Here is a 16,222-nt window from a genome sequence, read left to right as displayed (position 1 = left end):
GCGAATCACTGCCCGCTTGAGTATTTTCAACGAAGGAGGGCGCGACCATGAGCCGGATGGCCACCCGTATACGTACCGTCAGTTTTGCAACGCTGCTGGGCCTGTGCGCCAGCAGTGCGTTCGCCCAGTCGCCTGCCGAATTCATCAATGATGCTTCCGCCAAAGGCATGGCCGACATCGAAGCCAGCCGTCAGGCCCACGGCAAGACCGAATCCAAAGAGGTCAAGGATTACACCATCGTCGTCATCAACGACCGCACCACGGCCAACCAGCACCTGGCGAAAATCGCCAGGAAGCTCGACTTGCCGGTCGCGCCCCGCGAAGAGCTCGCCGACAAGGCCAAGGAATTGATGCCGGAAGTGAAGGATGGCGCGACCTTCGATCAGGCCTACGCGGCCAGTCAGGTCAAAGCCACCGAAGAAGCCATCACCCAGATCGAGCAACAGGCACAGACCACCGACGTGCCGGAAATCAAAGCGTTTGCCGATGAGACTTTGCCAAAACTGCAAAGCCATCTGGAGAAGGCCCGGGCTCTACAGGCCAGTCGCTAAATTCTCAAGCTGATCCCTGCATCCCCAAACCTTCGCAGGGCCTGCTTGATGCAGGCATTGCGAAGGTTTTTTACGCCTGCGACGCGTCTCGTGTGGGAGGGGTTATATGCAGATTGCTCAGCACTCATTCAAATCCTGCTTCGGCTTGCTCTTGTCACCGAGCCCCTCAAGCTCGAACACTTGGTTCTCCCCCAGCGAGCGATAGTGCTTGCGCAATTCCTCCAGTTGCTTGAGGTCCAGCGCTTCCAGCCCGAGCATTGCGTTCTGCGCTTCCTTGTTGACCCGCAGCAGCTCATCGAGCTTGAGGTGCAAGATGTCGGTGTCACGGTTTTGCGTGTTCTGGATCAGGAAAACCATCAGGAATGTGATGATCGTGGTCGAGGTGTTGATGATCAGTTGCCAGGTATCGTTGTAACCAAAAATCGGTCCGCTCAAACCCCATAACCCGATCAGGATCAACGCGCCCATGAACGTCTTCGGGCTACCGGCCCAGAGTGCGAGTTTTTGGGCGATTTTTGCAAATTTCATGATGGAAGTCCTTTTGTTGGGAGCTTGAAATTCAGACACCGGCGTTGCGCTGAAAATTCTGTTTACAACTTCTCCCACGCACTTGATGCCTCGTCAGGACTCGCCAATTCAGTTCGTTTATTAGCTGGCCTTTCATTGTGCAGGTTTGGGTCTAGTATCAAATGGCAGTCAAACTGCCATCAGCTTGTTCCACGGATCGAAACCCGCAAGAGGCCACTCATGGAATTCTTCGAAAAGTTAGCCAGCCTAGCCGCCAAAGTCCGCTTGCAGAGCGCAGCTATCCAGACGGAAGAGGCGACGAAAAATGCGTTCGTCATGCCCTTTATCAGTACCGTTCTGGGTTACGACGTTTTTGATCCGACCGAAGTGACGCCCGAATTCGTCTGCGATATCGGCACCAAGAAGGGCGAAAAGATCGACTACGCGATCATGAAAGAGGGTGAGGTGCAGATTCTGATTGAGTGCAAAAAAATCGGTGAGTCGTTGCATATCAATCATGCCTCACAGTTGTTCCGCTATTTCCATGTCACCAGTGCTCGAATCTCCATCCTCACCAACGGCCAGGTCTATAAATTCTTCACCGATCTGGATGCGCCGAACAAAATGGATGAGAAACCGTTCCTTGAATTGGATCTGTTGGACATTGATGAATATTCAGTCCCCGAGTTGGTGAAACTGACCAAGTCGGCCTTTGACGTTGATTCCATCATCAATGCGGCGGGTGAGTTGAAATATGTCAGCCAAATCAAAAAGGTTCTCGCCGCGCAGGTCAGCAAGCCAGATGATGACTTTGTAAAGGTATTCGCTTCCCGGGTTTATGACGGCGTGATCACGCAGAAAGTGCGAGATCAGTTTCACGAATTGACCAGAAAAGCTGTCGTGCAATTCTTGAATGACCAGATCAATGATCGGCTCAAATCGGCCATGAGCGGCGCTATTCAGCCCGCGCTGGCGTCCTTGCCTTCGGTTCCTGTCGGAACTGATCCGGTAGATCCGCGCGATGAGTCGGATGACAAAGTTCTGACAACCTTGGAAGAATTGGAGGGTTACCACATCGTTCGAGCGCTGGTCCGATCAGTCGTTGATGCCAAGCGCATTGTTCAGCGCGATACGCAAAGCTATTTCGGTATTTTGCTGGATGACAACAATCGCAAACCGATCTGCCGTTTGCATTTCAATCGGTCCCAAAAGTATCTCGGCATATTCGATGAAGAAAAAAACGAAACGCGTCATGCGATCAATTCGGTGGATGACATCTATGAGTTCTCTGATCACCTGAAAAAAACTGTCGGCTATTACGATTGATGGAGAGTCGCTCTGCGGCTTGTCGTTTAGTCGGACATTCTTGCAACGTTCACACTGGAATTGCATTTCACGCTGCCTGTATCGTGAAAAGCAATTTGAACACCCCGACAGGAGAACGCAATGAGCTGGTCTGCCAAGCAATACGTCGCTTTCGAAGATGAACGCACCCGCCCGGCCCGTGATTTGCTGGCGGCGATTCCCACGGCTGATGCGCGAACCGTGGTCGATATCGGTTGCGGTCCCGGTAACTCCACGGAGTTGCTGGTGCAGCGGTTTCCTGCGGCAAAGGTCAGTGGACTCGACAGCTCGGCGGACATGATCGATGCGGCACGCCAGCGCTTGCCGCAAGTGCGGTTCGATGTTGCTGAGATTAATGAATGGGCGGAGGCAGGTCCGTTCGATGTGATCTTCGCCAACGCCGTGCTGCAATGGGTGCCTGATCACGCGACGTTGCTGCCGGCACTGGCAAGCAAGCTGTCAGTGGGTGGCAGTCTGGCGATCCAGATGCCCGACAATCTCAATGAACCCTCTCACCGACTGATGCGCGAAGTCGCCGCCAATGGCCCATGGGCGAGCAAGCTCGCTGGCGCGGCAGGGCAGCGCACCGACATGGCCAGCGCCAGCGAATACTTTTCAATGCTGCGACCGCACTGTGCGCGAGTGGACGTGTGGCGTACGACTTATCACCATCAGTTGTCTGGCGGGGCGGCCGGCGTCGTAGAGTGGTTCAAGGGGAGCGGGTTGATTCCATTTTTGAGTCCGCTGGATGAGGCGGAAAAAGCGCAGTACCTGGAGCGGTATCTCGCAGACATCGAAAAGGCTTATCCGGCATTGGCGGATGGCTCGGTGCTGTTGCCGTTTCCACGTTTGTTTATTGTTGCGACCCGCTGAAACACCCCCTCAGCAGGCTCGTTTTTATGTCCTGCATGCAGGCTCAGTTTGCTGGCCGGAGGAATGGGCCGGTTCAACGAAGGAGGGCGATGTTGCTATCGATCCTGCCCTGGATGACTTGCAAAGTCTCTGGGGTTATCTCGTTCGGAAGCAGTTCGGCAGCGATTGCCGAAAACCGGCTGGCAACGGCGCATATTCGATCTATCACGTCCTCCGCTTTATCGATTGATATTTCCGCTTCCTGCGAAAGCCTCAGCATCTCCTTGCGGCCAATTTCCAAAGCTTCACCCATGATGTCCATTTGGTGATAACCGCCGGGCCCTTCGCAAAAGGTCACGTCGAAGGCAGGCGACAACTTCCACTCGCCGGAAGACGACATGAGATAGGCGAAATTCTTCGGATGATCATCCCGGTTGTTGAACGCGACGTTGAAAACCGCTCGTTCGAAGGCCAGCGCTTTCTCGCGCACGTCGTTAGTGCAGTGATGGGTCGCACGGAGAAAGCTCACGTAATCCAATGCGCCGGGGGATCGAAAGTCGGCTCCCGTCAAGGCTGCCAGGCTCTGCATGGGGATGCGCAGACCGTCTTGTCGGTCGAAGCGTCTGCTGGCGAAAGCGGCCATTCCATCAGACAGGCGGAAGTGCTGGCTGTCGGGCGTCTCGATGCCGCACAAACGCAGGCATTCTGAATAGGCCATTTCGACTGCGCAGACTTCGGGATGCTCGCTCTGACCGGGGAATTTCACCAGCCAGGCTTCGAATCCAGAGACCGTCGCCGTGGTAAATGTCCCGGTTCTGGGATCGCGATAGATCAACGCCTTGGGTCTGGCACCTTGCGGCGAGCCACCTACCAGCAATAATTTCTGCAGCAACTGTGCACCGTCGCCGTCGAGCACTTCGCGTACTTCAGCCGCCAGCAGCTCAATCGAGCCATGGGTGGCCGGTACCATTAACTCAGGAGCGACAGGCTCGAACGACATGGCGCCCATCGCGTTCGCGCCGACGTAGGCCAAACGCTCCAGGGGGCCGATGCGTGCGGCGTTGAGGCCGCGACGTTTGAACAAGCGATCCATCAGAAGCATGCCCCAACCATCCGGCAACGCATCATAGACCGGGCCGGGAAGACCCATTTGATGCGATGGGAAATCTCGCCTCAGCTTCCCGCCCGCTAACGGGAGGCGAAGGGAGGACAGTTCCAGGCCTTTTTTCTTCGCCTCATCGCTGTACTCAAACACTATCAATGGGCGCCCGGTCAACGCTGTAGTGGAAACAAGCGAGCCCCAAAGCCAGCGCTCACCCCAGCCCTCGTAATAAACGTCAACCCTTTCAAGCATTGTCAGGTTTCCTTTTGATGCGCTGACGCTTGGCGCTGTTTTCATAACGCAGGATATCGTCCAGGGTTTCGAGCCTGGGCTGGAACAAGTCGTCGAGTTCTTTTCCTCGGCCAAGCACCATCGCAACGCGCACCAGATTCTCGAACCCGACGTTGCGGCCAGACTCCAGGTTGGACACGGTGTTGATTCCGATACCAGCCCGTGCAGCCACATCAGCCTGGGTCATTTCCAGAGCGAGCCGTTCTGTACGAAGCCGACCGCATAGGCGTTTGACGATTTCAGCGGGTGTGCTGAGATTAAGCTCCAGCATGGCAATGTCTCTTGAAGAAGTCTGATTTCTGAAGTGTAGCGTAAAACCATTTTAATGGATTTTATCCGCAAATTATCGATATAAAACACCAAATAATGGATTTATGTTGGGGGGGATGTTTTGGTCAATATCGAGGGGATACTCTTGAAATTGTCTTTTCACAAATCCCGGACACAAAAAAACCGGCCCTATAGGCCGGTTTTTTCATTCCCGCGTCCCCCGTCCAAAAAGCACGACGTGAGACCAAATTTGGTTGGAGCGGGTAGAGGGAATCGAACCCTCATCTAAAGCTTGGGAAGCTTTCGTTCTACCACTAAACTATACCCGCTCAGAGCGGCTGACTTTGTACCAGACTCGGCCACGGATTTGAAGTTTTCTTTTCTTTTCAGCGGCTTTTTACGTAGAAACCGGTCAGTCGCGAGCAAGGGCTGCAAAGGTCAGACGAACGCATCCCGCCCGCAGCCTTGCCCGCGCTGACATCCTTTCAAATAGCCAATGCATGTTGGCCCTGCACAAACGAGTAGCGCGTTCGATTGGTCTGCTGCGCCGGTTTCAGAAAGCCGAGCAAGGCATTCTGGCTGTCGCGGCACGCGGCTTTATGTTCCATGTCGAGAAAATGCCCGGTGGCTTGCAGGGTGGTGAACGTGCTTTGCGCCACATGGTTGCCGAACAGGCGTGCGTCTTCGGCGGCGGTGTATTCGTCCCATTCGCCGTTCAGAAACAGCACCGGTACGTTGATCTTCTTCGCCGCGTTCAAGTAGCACTGGCGGTCGCTGTGCAGCACATCGTTGATGTGGAAATGCATCTGCCCGTATTCATGTTCGGCCAGGCTGCTGACGTGGCGATAATTGAAGCGCTTGAACAGCGACGGCAGGTGTTTGCCGATGGTGTTGTTGACCAGATGGCCGACGCGGTCGCGATCCAGATTGCCGAGGTAGTCGACGCCGCGCTCAAGGTAATCGAGCATGTGCGCGTTGATCACCGGCGAGAACGAGCTGATCACCGCTCTTTCGATGCGTCGTGGCTGCTGGGCGAGGGCGACCAGCGTCGCGGCGCCGCCCCAGGAGAACGACAGCACGTGTTCGGCGGCAAAGTGGTCGATCAGTTCCAGCAGGATCTGCCCTTCGACTTCCTTGGTCAGATGTTTCTCGTGGCGATTGTGGGCTTTTGAGCGACCGGCGTAGGGCTGGTCGTAGCAGACCACGTTGAATTGCGGGTGCAGGTTTTTCACCGTCTGGGCAAACGACGCCGTCGTGGCCATCGAGCCGTTGACCAGAATGATGGTCTTTTCTGCGGCGTCTGCGCGATAGAACTCCGTGTAAACCCGATACTGACCCTGTATATCCAGCACAGCGATTTCTGGCCTCATGTCGTAAGACTCCTGGCAAGCAAGCGGGTATGCGCGCAACGAAGATTGCACGAGCTTTGTGACAGGTAGGCATACGCCTGGAATGTGTTGGCCCATGTCGATCCGGTAAGGCAGGTCGACGGGTGTTGTTATTGGCGGGCAGTCTGCCGGTTGCAGTGCAGCCCCGCGGGCGTGCGACCGACAAAAAGTTTCTTGGAAGTATGTGGTGACTCATCGGTCACATTTCGGCCGACGACCTGATTCAAGCAGGGGAGTCTGGATCGCGCAAGTGCCGTTGGGAAATTGTTCGACAACTTCGGCTGAGCGGTCGCAGGCTTAGAACAAATGAATCTCTTCGGTGCGCAAAGCGCGGTACTCGCCCGGTTTTAGCGCGCTATCGAGGGCCAGTTCGCCCATCGATTCGCGGTGCAGGCGCAGCACCTTGTTGTCGAAAAAACCAAACATGCGCTTCACTTGGTGATAGCGGCCCTCGACGATGCTCAGCCGCGCCGAATGCGGCCCTAGTATCTGCAGGTGTGCCGGTTGGGTGGTCAGGTTTTCAAAGGCGAAATAGATACCCTCGGCAAAGGTCGGCGCATAGCGTGCGTCAATCTCTTGCTCGGTCTCGACGTAATAGACCTTCGGCAGCTTGGTCTGCGGTTGAGTCAGGCGCCGCGACCAGGCGCCGTCGTTGGTGATCAGCAGCAGCCCGGTGGTGTTGAAGTCCAGACGCCCGGCGATGTGCAGGTCGGCCTTGTCCGGTTCATCGAGCAGGTCGAGCACGGTCGGGTGTTGCGGATCGCGGGTGGCGCTGACGCAGCCCGGTGGCTTGTGCAGCATGAAGTAGCGCGCCGGTTTACCGCTTTGCAGGATTTCGTCATCGACTTCGATGCGGCTGAATTCCAGCACCTCGCTGTGCGGGTCGCTAACGACTTTTCCGTCAACACGCACGCGCTTTTCCACCAGCAACAGACGAACCTGCTGACGGTTATAGCGGGGCAGGTTACTGAGGAAACGGTCGACGCGCATGGTCAGTATTCAACGGATGAACGGCCGCGCATCTTACGGGATCGGGCGCCGGCCTGCTTGCAGTTGCGCCTCGACCTGCGCGCAACGTGGACACAGGCAGGACTGGTTGCGCAGCGCTGGCGGCAGTGCCTCGAGCACCGCCGGGTCGATCGTCACGCCGTAGCACCAGCATTCGCGGTCGGCCGTGCGCGGATCAGCCAGGCTGCAGTCGTTGCGAGCGCCGCAGGCCGGGCAAAGGTCGGGTTTTGCAATGTCATCAGGCATAAGTCGAGTGAGGCATTTCCACGCAGGTGCGGTTGCGGCCGGTGTGCTTGGCCCGGTACATCGCATGATCGGCCCGCGACAGCAGACTGTGCAAGGTGTCATCGCGTTGCACGGTGGTGGCGCCGATGCTCACGGTCAGATTCAGGCTGTGGCCGTTGTAGGCATATTCGTGTTGCTCGACGTGTTGGCGGATCTTCTCGGCAATTTTCTGACCGGTGTCGCCGTCGGTGTCCTTCAACAATACGATAAATTCCTCACCGCCCCAGCGACAGACAATGTCGGCGTGGCGCAGACAGCTTTGCAGATCGCGGGCGAAGCCGAGCAACACCTGATCGCCAGCCATATGACCATGGGTGTCGTTCAACGCCTTGAAGTGGTCGAGGTCGAGCAACAGCGCAGTCAGCGGTCGAGTCTCGCGCTGAGCTTCGTGCAACGCCTGCGCAGCGAGAATATCGAAGCCGCGGCGGTTGGGCAGGCCGGTGAGGCTGTCGAGCGTGGCCAATGCCTGGATTTTGTTCTGGTAGCGTTTGATCACCCGGTTGAGCAGCGCCAGCACGATCAACGTCACCAGCAGGCAGATCAGCAGGTTGAGGTACAGCGACTGGCGGATTTCACTCAACGCGCCGTCTTCACGTTTATCAACGAACAGGTACCAGTTCAGCTCTGGAATAAACCGCACGTTGAGGAAATGTCCCTGCCCGTGGGTGGAATATTCATAACTGCCGCTGTGCGGTTTCGGCAGTTGGCTGATCAGGCTCTTCATGCTGTCCAGCTCGCCGAGGCTCTGGCCGATGTGTGCACCTTGCGGTCCGCCCTCGGCGCCGGTCAGGACCAGGCGACCGAAGGTGTCAACGAAGTACACGCTGCGTTGATAGCGCTGCTGATATTTGTCGATCAGCTTGATCACCGCGTCGACGGTCAGCCCGACACCCGCCGCGCCGATGAACCGATCGTGGTAGTCGTAAACCTTGTAGTTGATGAAAAATGTCAGGTTGTCCTTGTTGGCCAGATCCGGGTCGACGTTGATCTCGTACGGGTCTTTCATGTCGCGCACGCGGAAGTACCAGGCATCTCGCGGCTCGTCGACCTTGACCTGCTTGAGCACGCCCTTGGCGTGGTAATAAGTGTGCGTGCTGTCGGAGACGAAAAACGCCGTATAGGCGCCGTAATGGGTCATGACCTCGTCGAGGTAGCGGGTCATCTGCTCCGGGTTCTGCTCACCGTTGACCACCCAGTCGCGCATGAACGTGTCGCGGGACATCATCGAAGAAATCAGGATCGGCCGGACCAGATCCTTCTGGATTTCCGAATAGACCGTGTCGGAGGTCAGTGGCAGTTCGGTGTTGACGATGTTGTCGCGGATCGACGCCCGCGAGGCGTAATAGCTCAGCAACGACGTGGCGAGGAAACCGGCGCCGAGCAGCGCGACCAGGGTCAGCACCAGTGAGCGTTGCGAGTACAGCGGTGAACGAAGCGGCATGGCAGATCCGTTGGCAGTGGCCCGATGGCAAGCATTTTAGTGGGATGGCCAGGAAAAGACTGCGGGATTTGTGCCGGAAATGGCGGGGGATCTGACTCAGCGAAGTGACAGGAAAAATCGCAGCCCCTCACCCCAGCCCTCTCCCGGAAGGAGAGGGAGCTCATTTTGGTGATGGCAACGTTTGTGATCGGCTCGGTATCAGCCAACGGCGACCTTTTAAAAATTAAACCTTTCATCGATCACTTGTTTCAACTTGTTGCAGGAACGCACCAGATGCCGAAATCGCTGTCTGATTTTTCGTCAGTCACCGATAAACGACTGATGCCTGCCAGCGTCGCTGGTGTGGCCCACCCGCGGTCCAGGAGGCCGCCATGTATAGACGAATTCTTCTGCTTGCTGCGTTGATGTTTTCCGTTGCCGGTTGCGTCCCGTACTCCTACGCGGACTCGTATTACTCCGAGGTGTACACATCACCCGCGCCGGCCTACTACAACACAGGTGGCACGTATTACCGGGGCGGCAGCACATACTATTCGGCGCCGCGTTACTATCAGCCCGCACCACGTTATTACCAGCAACCGCGTTACTACCAGGCGCCGCGCTACTACCAACCGGCCCCGCGTTATTACGAAAGCCGCCGCTGGCACGGCAATGATCGCGGACGCTGGGAAGGCCACCGTCGCGGCGGTTGGGACAATGACCACCGCGGTCGCGGCAACTACGATCGCCACAGCGGTCGCCGTGATTACAACGGCCGTGGCAATCGCTGGTAATCACCCGCAAATGAAAAGCGGCGCATCGAGCGCCGCTTTTTTTTGCCTGCGATTTTTCCAAAAGCTAGTACTGGGTCAAATCCGCCAACGGATGCCGCCCCTCCCAAGCCTTGTGAAAATGCGCGTCGACCACCGCTTCCGGCACATGATGAATATCCGGCCAGTGCCAGTGCGGTTTCTGATCCTTGTCGATCAACCGCGCTCGCACCCCTTCGCTGAATTCCGGATGCCGGCAGCAATTGAGGCTCAGGGTGTATTCCATCTGGAAAACTTCGGCCAGTGACATATGCCGCGCGCGAATGATCTGCTGCCAGACCAGATGCGCAGTCAGCGGCGAGCCTTCGCTCATGGTCTTTGCTGCGCGGGCGATCAGTGGATCGCTGCTGTCGCGTTGCAGGCTGATGGCGGTCCAGGCACACGCGACATCGCTGACATCGAGCAATTCGTCGATTTGCTGCCGACGCGGCAGCCACTGCGCTTCGGGCATCTGCGCCAGTGCTTCCTGTTGCAGGGCCTTGAGCAGGCTGTTCAGTTGCATGTCGGTCTGTTCCTGCCAGTTGAGCTGCAACAAGCCTTTGATCAGTTGCGGTTGCTGTTCGTCGAGCAAAAACCGGTCGGCCAAGCCCAGATCGAGCGCATCACGGCCATTGATGTGCGCGCCGGTCAAACCGAGAAACAGCCCGAGCTTGCCCGGCAACCGGGCGAGAAACCAACTGGCGCCGACATCCGGATACAGGCCGATGGTGATTTCCGGCATCGCCAGACGGCTGCTCGGCGTGACGATCCGCGTGCTCGCACCTTGCAACAAGCCCATGCCGCCGCCGAGCACGTAACCGTGGCCCCAGCAAATCAGCGGTTTCGGGTAGGTGTGCAGTTGGTAGTCCAGACGATATTCAGCACTGAAAAATTGCGCCGCCAGCGGTGGTACTTCGCCGGGATGTGCGCGGCAGGCTTCGACCAGGCTGCGCACTTCGCCGCCGGCACAGAACGCCTTGGCGCCGTTGCCACGCAACAGCACGCAGACGATTTGCGGGTCATTGGCCCAAGCGCTGAGTTTGTCGCCGAGGGCGTTGATCATCGGCAGGGACAGTGCGTTCAGTGACTTTTCGGCATCCAGGCTGGCGATGCCGATACGGGCGCCGTCGGTGCCGGTGAGTTCTTCGAAGTGCAGATTCATCGTGACCTCGATCGGGAAATTGAACGATCAGTATGATCGCTGTGGGGGAAAGTGCCGGATCTGCGTCAGATCAATTGACAAGCGTGGTCGGCTTTCCTAGGGTTCGCCCCATTGTTTTTGCCGGGTATGACCATGACTGCTGATGACCGTATCAAACTCGAACCGAGCTGGAAGGAGGCACTGCGTGCTGAGTTCGACCAGCCGTACATGGCAGAGTTGCGCCAGTTTCTGCAGCAGGAGCGAGCGGCCGGCAAGGAGATCTATCCGCCGGGACCGATGATTTTCAACGCACTGAATTCGACGCCGCTGGAGAAAGTGAAGGTGGTGATCCTCGGCCAGGACCCGTATCACGGCCCCGGTCAGGCCCACGGCTTGTGCTTCTCGGTACAACCGGGCGTGCCGGCGCCACCGTCGCTGGTCAACATCTATAAAGAGTTGAAGCGCGACCTCAATATCGACATTCCCAACCACGGCTATTTGCAGAGCTGGGCCGATCAGGGCGTGTTGATGCTCAACACCACCATGACCGTCGAGCGCGCCAACGCCAATGCGCACAAGGACAAGGGCTGGCAGTTCTTCACCGACCGCATCATCGAAGTGGTCAGCGAGCGGCAGCCGCATCTGGTGTTCATGCTTTGGGGCGCGCACGCGCAGAGCAAGCAAAAGCTGATCGACGCCACCAAGCACCTGGTGCTGACTTCGGTGCATCCGTCGCCGTTGTCGGCTTATCGCGGGTTTCTCGGGTGCGGGCACTTTGGCCGGGCGAACAAGTTTCTTGAGCAGAATGGCGAGACGCCGATCGAGTGGCGCCTGCCGCCCATCTGATGGGGATCTGAAGTGCCCCATCGCTGGCAAGCCAGCTCCCACAGGGTTTTGTGGGTGCCACAGATTATGTGAACACCCCAAAAACCTGTGGGAGCTGGCTTGCCAGCGATAGGGGCGACGCGGTCTTATTCGGGCTGACGATTCCAGTACTTGAACAACGGCTCTGCCAGAAACAGCACAAACAACAGCCGCATCACCTGCATCGCCGTCACGAGTGGCACCGACAGTTGCAGGGTCTCCGCGGTCAGGCTCATCTCGGCAATCCCGCCGGGCATCATGCCCAGGGTCAGCGAGCGCAGATCCAGATGGGTCAGGGCGCTCAGTCCCAAGGCTGCCAGCGAAGCAATCAACATGGTCAGCGCCGTGCCGATCAATGTCCGCCCCATGAATGACGGCGCACGGCGGAAGAATTCCCGGTTGAAATGACAGCCCAGACCACTGCCGATCAGCCATTGGCCGATCTGGCTGCCGCCATTGGGTAAACCGATGTGCAGATCCCAACCGATGCTCACCGCCGCACTCACCAGCAACGGCCCGAACAACCACGGATTGGGTTGGCGCAAACGTTGCCAGAGCCAGGCGAGCAGGGCGCCCGCCGGAAACAGGATTGCCAGCCAGCGCCAGTCGACGCTGCCCGCATGAGAAATCGGCGTGCCGTCACCGAGCAGGTATTTGAACGCCGCCGGCACACACAACACCACCACCAACACCCGCAGACTCTGCCCCGCCGCGACGTGGCTGAGCAAAGCGCCGTTGCGCGCGCCGAGGTTGACCATCTCGCCCGAGCCGCCGGGCATGCTGGAAAAGAATGCGGTGGCGCGATCTTCGCCGGTACGCCGCATCAACCACACGCCGACCACCGCCGACAGGCTGGTGACCAGCGCACCGAAGAAAATCAGACCGAAATGACTGAGCACCTGCTCCATCACCAGCGGGGTGAAGTGCAGGCCAATGCCGATGCCGACGATCCACTGGCCGCACTTGCGTCCGCCAGGGATTTCCGTGAGTTGCCAGGGGGTGAGACAGCGCACGAGAATGATCGCCAGCAACGAGCCGACCATCCACGGCAACGGCCAGCCGATCTGGCTGGCGAGGTAACCACCAAGCAGACCGACCAGCGGGGTTCCCCACCAGGATTTCAGGGCAGAGCGATCAAACATCGGCAACGACGCGCCGTGCCGCCGAACGTTTGCGCCAGATGCGGACCAGCGGCATCAGCAGCATGATCGCCGTCAGGATCCAGCAGCCGAAGGTGATCGGGCTCGACCAGAGGATTTCCAGCGCACCGTTGGAAATCGACAGGGCGCGACGCAGGTTCTGCTCCATCAGACCGCCGAGGATGAAACCGAGCAGCAGCGGCGACAACGGGAAGTCCAGCTTGCGCAGGATGTAACCGAAGATACCGATACCGATCATCAGGAACAGGTCGAAGGTGGTCGCATGCACTGCGTAAACGCCGATCCCGGTGATGATCGCGATGATCGGCACCAGTGCCCAGTTCGGCACGGCGAGGATGCGTGTGAACACGCGGATCATCGGAATGTTGAGGATCACCAGCATGACGTTGGCGATGAACAACGACGCGATCAGGCCCCAGACGATGTCCGGTTGCTGTTGGAACAACAGCGGGCCCGGGGTGATGTTGTACAGCGACAGCGCGCCGATCATCACTGCAGTGGTGCCCGAACCCGGAACACCGAGGGTCAGCATCGGCACCAATGCACCGCATGCCGCGCCACCGATGGCGGTTTCCGGCGCCGCCAGGCCACGGGCGTCGCCTTCACCGAATTTACCGCTGGTGCCAGCGATGCGCTTCTCGGTCATGTAGGCTACGGCACTGGCAAGGGTCGCGCCGGCACCGGGCAATACGCCCATGATGAAGCCGAGCACGCCGCAGCGCAGGTTGACCGTGAATACCGACGCCGCTTCCTTGAAGTTGAACATCATGCGCCCGGTGGCTTTCACCGCTTCCTGGCCATGGTGGGTTTTCTCCAGCAGCAGGAGGATTTCGCTGATCGAGAACAGACCCAGCACCAGCACGACGAACTGAATGCCGTCGGTCAGGTGAATGTTGTCGCCGGTGAAGCGGTACACGCCGCTGTTGGCGTCGATGCCGACGGTGGAAAGGAACAGGCCGATCAGCGCTGCGATAAAGGTTTTCAGCGGTCGATCTCCGGCCATGCCGCCGAGACAGACAATCGCGAAGACCATCAATACAAAATATTCCGCCGGGCCGAAGGCAATTGCCCATTTCGCCAGCAGCGGCGCGAACAGCACCATGCCGCAGGTGGCGATGAACGCGCCGATGAACGAGCTCCACGCCGACAGCGACAGCGCGACACCGGCCAGGCCTTTGCGGGCCATCGGGTAGCCGTCGAGGGTGGTCATCACGGTGGAGGCTTCGCCAGGAATGTTCAGCAGGATCGAACTGATCCGGCCGCCGTATTCGCAGCCCAGATACACCGCCGCGAGCAGAATCAGCGCCGATTCTGGTGGCAGGCCGAGAGCGAATGCGATCGGAATCAGCAACGCCACGCCGTTGATCGGGCCCAGGCCCGGCAACAGGCCGACAACGGTACCGATCAGCGTGCCGCACAGTGCGGTCACGAGGTTGTACGGGCTCAGCGCGACGCCAAAACCCTGACCCAAATAGCCAAGAGTATCCATATCAGTTCTCCAGAACGCTGAGCAGGCCGAGGGGCAGCGGAACGTCCATCAAACGGTCGAACAGCAGGTAAAGACCGATCGCCATCAGGCTGATGATCACCACGCTTGGCATCCAGCGTCCGCCATAGAGACGGGCCATCGGTACGCCGGTGAGGATGCTGGCGACGATGAAGCCGAGGGGCTCGAAGGTGCCGGCGAATACCAGCAACAGCACCACGCAGAGACCGATCTTGGTCAGGCTTTCGCGATCCAGCGGCGGCTCATCCGGGTTGTGCTTGATCGGCGCCGGACGGAACACCATGTACAGCAGCGCCAGGCCCATCAGGCCGAGCATCAGCAGCGGGAAGGCGCGCGGGCCCACCGGCTCGTAGGAAAAAGCCGCTTGGTACGGCCACGCCATCAGTGCCAGGCCGGCGCAAACCAGCAGCAACACCGCGGCGAAAATACGTTGAATAAGCATGGGAGCTCCTGTGCGACGTCCCCGCGAAGGAGACGCCGCCACTAGACAGAGACGATCACTGGATCAGGCCGAACTCTTTGGCCAGCACTTTGTAGTCGGCGACCTGCTTCTTCACGTAGGTGTCCAGCTCCGGGCCGGTCATGGCGAACGGGAACAGTTCACGCTGATCGCGCAGCTTGGCGAACTCCGGCGATGCCAGCAGTTTGTCGAACGCGTCTTTCCACCAGGCGTAGTCTTCGTCACTGACTTTTGGGCCGAGGTAGAAACCGCGCACCACCGGCCAGACGATGTCGTAGCCTTGCTCGCGAGCAGTCGGGATGTCCTTCATTTCCGGCTCGTCGAGACGCTTTTCAGCGAATACCGCGAGCAGACGCATGTCGCCGCTCTGGATGTGCGGCATGGAGTCGGAGATGTCGGTACTGCCGACTTGAATGTGGCCGCCGAGCAGGGCGGTAGCGATTTCGCCGCCGCCTTCGAGGGCGACGTAACGCAGGTCACGCGGATTGATCCCGGCCGCTTTGGCGATCAATGCGGTCTGCATCCAGTCCTGGCTGCCGACCGTGCCGCCGGAACCGATGACCACCGAGCCCGGATCTTTCTTCAAGGCCTGAACGAGATCGTCAAGGGTCTTGTAGGGCGAATCGCTTTTCACGGCGATGGCGCCGTAGCTGGTGCCGACCGCTGCCAGCCAGCGCACGTTGGTTTCGTCGAAACGCCCGAACTTGCCCTGCGCCAGGTTTAACAACGAACCGCTCGACCAGGCGACCAGCGTGCCGGCATCGGCCGGACGCTGAGCCACCACGGCGTTGTACGCCACTGCGCCGACACCGCCGGGCATGTAGGTCACGCGCATCGGTTTGCTCAGCAGCTTTTCATTCACCAGCGCACTCTGCACCAGTTTGCAGGTCAGGTCGAAACCTCCGCCCGGCGAGGCCGGGGCGATGCATTCCGGGCGTTTCGGCTCGGCCATGAGTTGGCCGGCGATCAACATTGCGCCAGCGGCTAAAGCGACTTTACGCAGGGATACGTTCATTTGAGTCTCCAGAGGAGTTGTTGTTATGGATGGATCAATGACCAAAGAACACGCTAGAGCTTAGCGGCAGGCGCGGTTTTCTCGCGGCGCGAGCGCAGACAGGGCAACAACGCAGGCCTGCGGTGAAAAACCGGCAAGGGAATGCTGGAAGCGGGAGGGGCGAGCAGGCGTTAGAGCCTTGGTGCGCATGGATAGCATGCTGGGGTACTCCGTTATTGTTCTTATGGGTCGAAAACGCTTCGTGGCGT

At 58.6% G+C, this 16,222-nt stretch carries 17 protein-coding genes and 1 tRNA gene; 5 read left to right on the top strand and 13 right to left on the bottom strand.

Annotated elements, in window-relative coordinates:
* The first annotated feature begins 47 nt into the window (after positions 1 to 47).
* Positions 48 to 551: a DUF4142 domain-containing protein gene (locus ACYYKW_RS14795; protein ID WP_093103858.1), complete on the top strand. Its 504-nt coding sequence runs from the start codon at positions 48 to 50 to the stop codon at positions 549 to 551.
* A 117-nt stretch (positions 552 to 668) separates the two neighbouring features.
* Here ACYYKW_RS14795 and ACYYKW_RS14790 read toward each other — a convergent pair whose 3' ends face one another.
* Complete coding sequence (locus ACYYKW_RS14790; RefSeq protein WP_090282181.1) at positions 669 to 1,079, bottom strand: low affinity iron permease family protein; 411 nt, start codon at positions 1,077 to 1,079, stop codon at positions 669 to 671.
* Positions 1,080 to 1,298: 219 nt separating this feature from the next.
* Here ACYYKW_RS14790 and ACYYKW_RS14785 point away from each other — a divergent pair, with 219 nt between their 5' ends.
* A complete protein-coding gene (locus tag ACYYKW_RS14785) occupies positions 1,299 to 2,384 on the top strand; it encodes a type I restriction endonuclease (RefSeq protein WP_090282182.1) in 1,086 nt (361 codons plus the stop codon).
* 120 nt (positions 2,385 to 2,504) lie between these two features.
* A complete protein-coding gene (tam, locus tag ACYYKW_RS14780; RefSeq protein ID WP_464990440.1) occupies positions 2,505 to 3,275 on the top strand; it encodes a trans-aconitate 2-methyltransferase in 771 nt (256 codons plus the stop codon).
* 73 nt (positions 3,276 to 3,348) lie between these two features.
* On the opposite strand, the gene ACYYKW_RS14775 is transcribed toward tam, so the two are convergent.
* The 7 genes from ACYYKW_RS14775 to ACYYKW_RS14745 form a co-directional block, all read right to left on the bottom strand.
* On the bottom strand, positions 3,349 to 4,608 hold the full coding sequence (locus tag ACYYKW_RS14775; protein ID WP_464990439.1) for a type II toxin-antitoxin system HipA family toxin: 1,260 nt from the start codon (positions 4,606 to 4,608) through the stop codon (positions 3,349 to 3,351).
* Positions 4,601 to 4,918, bottom strand: a complete 318-nt coding sequence (locus tag ACYYKW_RS14770; RefSeq protein ID WP_464990438.1) for a helix-turn-helix domain-containing protein — start codon at positions 4,916 to 4,918, stop codon at positions 4,601 to 4,603. The genes ACYYKW_RS14775 and ACYYKW_RS14770 overlap by 8 nt, the downstream gene beginning before the upstream one ends.
* Positions 4,919 to 5,172: 254 nt before the next feature.
* A tRNA-Gly gene (locus tag ACYYKW_RS14765) sits at positions 5,173 to 5,246 on the bottom strand.
* A gap of 156 nt (positions 5,247 to 5,402) precedes the next feature.
* Positions 5,403 to 6,287, bottom strand: coding sequence for an alpha/beta fold hydrolase (locus ACYYKW_RS14760; RefSeq protein WP_464990437.1), 885 nt, complete (start codon positions 6,285 to 6,287; stop codon positions 5,403 to 5,405).
* A 315-nt stretch (positions 6,288 to 6,602) separates the two neighbouring features.
* The gene (locus tag ACYYKW_RS14755) at positions 6,603 to 7,295 is read right to left on the bottom strand and encodes a pseudouridine synthase (protein WP_336355077.1); all 693 of its coding nucleotides are present in this window, start codon (positions 7,293 to 7,295) and stop codon (positions 6,603 to 6,605) included.
* Positions 7,296 to 7,328: 33 nt separating this feature from the next.
* Positions 7,329 to 7,547, bottom strand: coding sequence for a cysteine-rich CWC family protein (locus tag ACYYKW_RS14750; protein WP_275407429.1), 219 nt, complete (start codon positions 7,545 to 7,547; stop codon positions 7,329 to 7,331).
* Between the two features lie 4 nt (positions 7,548 to 7,551).
* Positions 7,552 to 9,039: a sensor domain-containing diguanylate cyclase gene (locus ACYYKW_RS14745; protein WP_093103838.1), complete on the bottom strand. Its 1,488-nt coding sequence runs from the start codon at positions 9,037 to 9,039 to the stop codon at positions 7,552 to 7,554.
* Positions 9,040 to 9,410: 371 nt separating this feature from the next.
* Here ACYYKW_RS14745 and ACYYKW_RS14740 point away from each other — a divergent pair, with 371 nt between their 5' ends.
* Positions 9,411 to 9,812, top strand: a complete 402-nt coding sequence (locus ACYYKW_RS14740; RefSeq protein ID WP_093103835.1) for a hypothetical protein — start codon at positions 9,411 to 9,413, stop codon at positions 9,810 to 9,812.
* 64 nt (positions 9,813 to 9,876) lie between these two features.
* On the opposite strand, the gene ACYYKW_RS14735 is transcribed toward ACYYKW_RS14740, so the two are convergent.
* A complete protein-coding gene (locus tag ACYYKW_RS14735; RefSeq protein ID WP_464990436.1) occupies positions 9,877 to 10,989 on the bottom strand; it encodes an enoyl-CoA hydratase/isomerase family protein in 1,113 nt (370 codons plus the stop codon).
* 132 nt (positions 10,990 to 11,121) lie between these two features.
* Between ACYYKW_RS14735 and ung the strand changes: the two genes are divergently transcribed.
* Entirely contained in the window at positions 11,122 to 11,814 is a 693-nt protein-coding gene (gene ung, locus ACYYKW_RS14730; protein ID WP_093103829.1) for a uracil-DNA glycosylase, read from the top strand.
* A gap of 125 nt (positions 11,815 to 11,939) precedes the next feature.
* Here the strand turns inward: ung and ACYYKW_RS14725 are convergent, their stop codons facing one another.
* Genes ACYYKW_RS14725 through ACYYKW_RS14710 form a run of 4 tightly spaced genes read right to left on the bottom strand, consistent with a single transcriptional unit; the run spans position 11,940 to position 15,974 of the window.
* Positions 11,940 to 12,974, bottom strand: coding sequence for an AbrB family transcriptional regulator (locus ACYYKW_RS14725; RefSeq protein WP_093103826.1), 1,035 nt, complete (start codon positions 12,972 to 12,974; stop codon positions 11,940 to 11,942).
* Positions 12,967 to 14,481, bottom strand: coding sequence for a tripartite tricarboxylate transporter permease (locus ACYYKW_RS14720; RefSeq protein WP_093103823.1), 1,515 nt, complete (start codon positions 14,479 to 14,481; stop codon positions 12,967 to 12,969). Before ACYYKW_RS14720 ends, ACYYKW_RS14725 begins: the two co-directional genes overlap by 8 nt.
* Before the next feature lies 1 nt (position 14,482).
* Entirely contained in the window at positions 14,483 to 14,941 is a 459-nt protein-coding gene (locus ACYYKW_RS14715; RefSeq protein WP_093103820.1) for a tripartite tricarboxylate transporter TctB family protein, read from the bottom strand.
* Between the two features lie 55 nt (positions 14,942 to 14,996).
* Positions 14,997 to 15,974: a Bug family tripartite tricarboxylate transporter substrate binding protein gene (locus ACYYKW_RS14710; RefSeq protein WP_093103817.1), complete on the bottom strand. Its 978-nt coding sequence runs from the start codon at positions 15,972 to 15,974 to the stop codon at positions 14,997 to 14,999.
* Between the last annotated feature and the right edge of the window lie 248 nt (positions 15,975 to 16,222).

The sequence above is a fragment of the Pseudomonas sp. 15C genome (assembly GCF_055484735.1).
Note: the sequence above shows the minus strand (reverse complement) of the source record. Positions and strands in the feature narration are given on the sequence as shown.

Excerpts from the sequence above, each read along its gene's own strand:
- ACYYKW_RS14790 (WP_090282181.1), bottom strand. The coding sequence starts at position 1,079 with ATGAAATTTGCAAAAATCGCCCAAAAACTCGCACTCTGGGCCGGTAGC.
- ACYYKW_RS14720 (WP_093103823.1), bottom strand. The coding sequence starts at position 14,481 with ATGGATACTCTTGGCTATTTGGGTCAGGGTTTTGGCGTCGCGCTGAGC.
- ACYYKW_RS14710 (WP_093103817.1), bottom strand. The coding sequence starts at position 15,974 with ATGAACGTATCCCTGCGTAAAGTCGCTTTAGCCGCTGGCGCAATGTTG.
- ACYYKW_RS14785 (WP_090282182.1), top strand. The coding sequence starts at position 1,299 with ATGGAATTCTTCGAAAAGTTAGCCAGCCTAGCCGCCAAAGTCCGCTTG.
- ung (WP_093103829.1), top strand. The coding sequence starts at position 11,122 with ATGACTGCTGATGACCGTATCAAACTCGAACCGAGCTGGAAGGAGGCA.
- ACYYKW_RS14735 (WP_464990436.1), bottom strand. The coding sequence starts at position 10,989 with ATGAATCTGCACTTCGAAGAACTCACCGGCACCGACGGCGCCCGTATC.
- ACYYKW_RS14760 (WP_464990437.1), bottom strand. The coding sequence starts at position 6,287 with ATGAGGCCAGAAATCGCTGTGCTGGATATACAGGGTCAGTATCGGGTT.
- ACYYKW_RS14725 (WP_093103826.1), bottom strand. The coding sequence starts at position 12,974 with ATGTTTGATCGCTCTGCCCTGAAATCCTGGTGGGGAACCCCGCTGGTC.
- ACYYKW_RS14775 (WP_464990439.1), bottom strand. The coding sequence starts at position 4,608 with ATGCTTGAAAGGGTTGACGTTTATTACGAGGGCTGGGGTGAGCGCTGG.
- ACYYKW_RS14755 (WP_336355077.1), bottom strand. The coding sequence starts at position 7,295 with ATGCGCGTCGACCGTTTCCTCAGTAACCTGCCCCGCTATAACCGTCAG.
- ACYYKW_RS14715 (WP_093103820.1), bottom strand. The coding sequence starts at position 14,941 with ATGCTTATTCAACGTATTTTCGCCGCGGTGTTGCTGCTGGTTTGCGCC.
- ACYYKW_RS14770 (WP_464990438.1), bottom strand. The coding sequence starts at position 4,918 with ATGCTGGAGCTTAATCTCAGCACACCCGCTGAAATCGTCAAACGCCTA.
- ACYYKW_RS14740 (WP_093103835.1), top strand. The coding sequence starts at position 9,411 with ATGTATAGACGAATTCTTCTGCTTGCTGCGTTGATGTTTTCCGTTGCC.
- ACYYKW_RS14745 (WP_093103838.1), bottom strand. The coding sequence starts at position 9,039 with ATGCCGCTTCGTTCACCGCTGTACTCGCAACGCTCACTGGTGCTGACC.
- tam (WP_464990440.1), top strand. The coding sequence starts at position 2,505 with ATGAGCTGGTCTGCCAAGCAATACGTCGCTTTCGAAGATGAACGCACC.
- ACYYKW_RS14795 (WP_093103858.1), top strand. The coding sequence starts at position 48 with ATGAGCCGGATGGCCACCCGTATACGTACCGTCAGTTTTGCAACGCTG.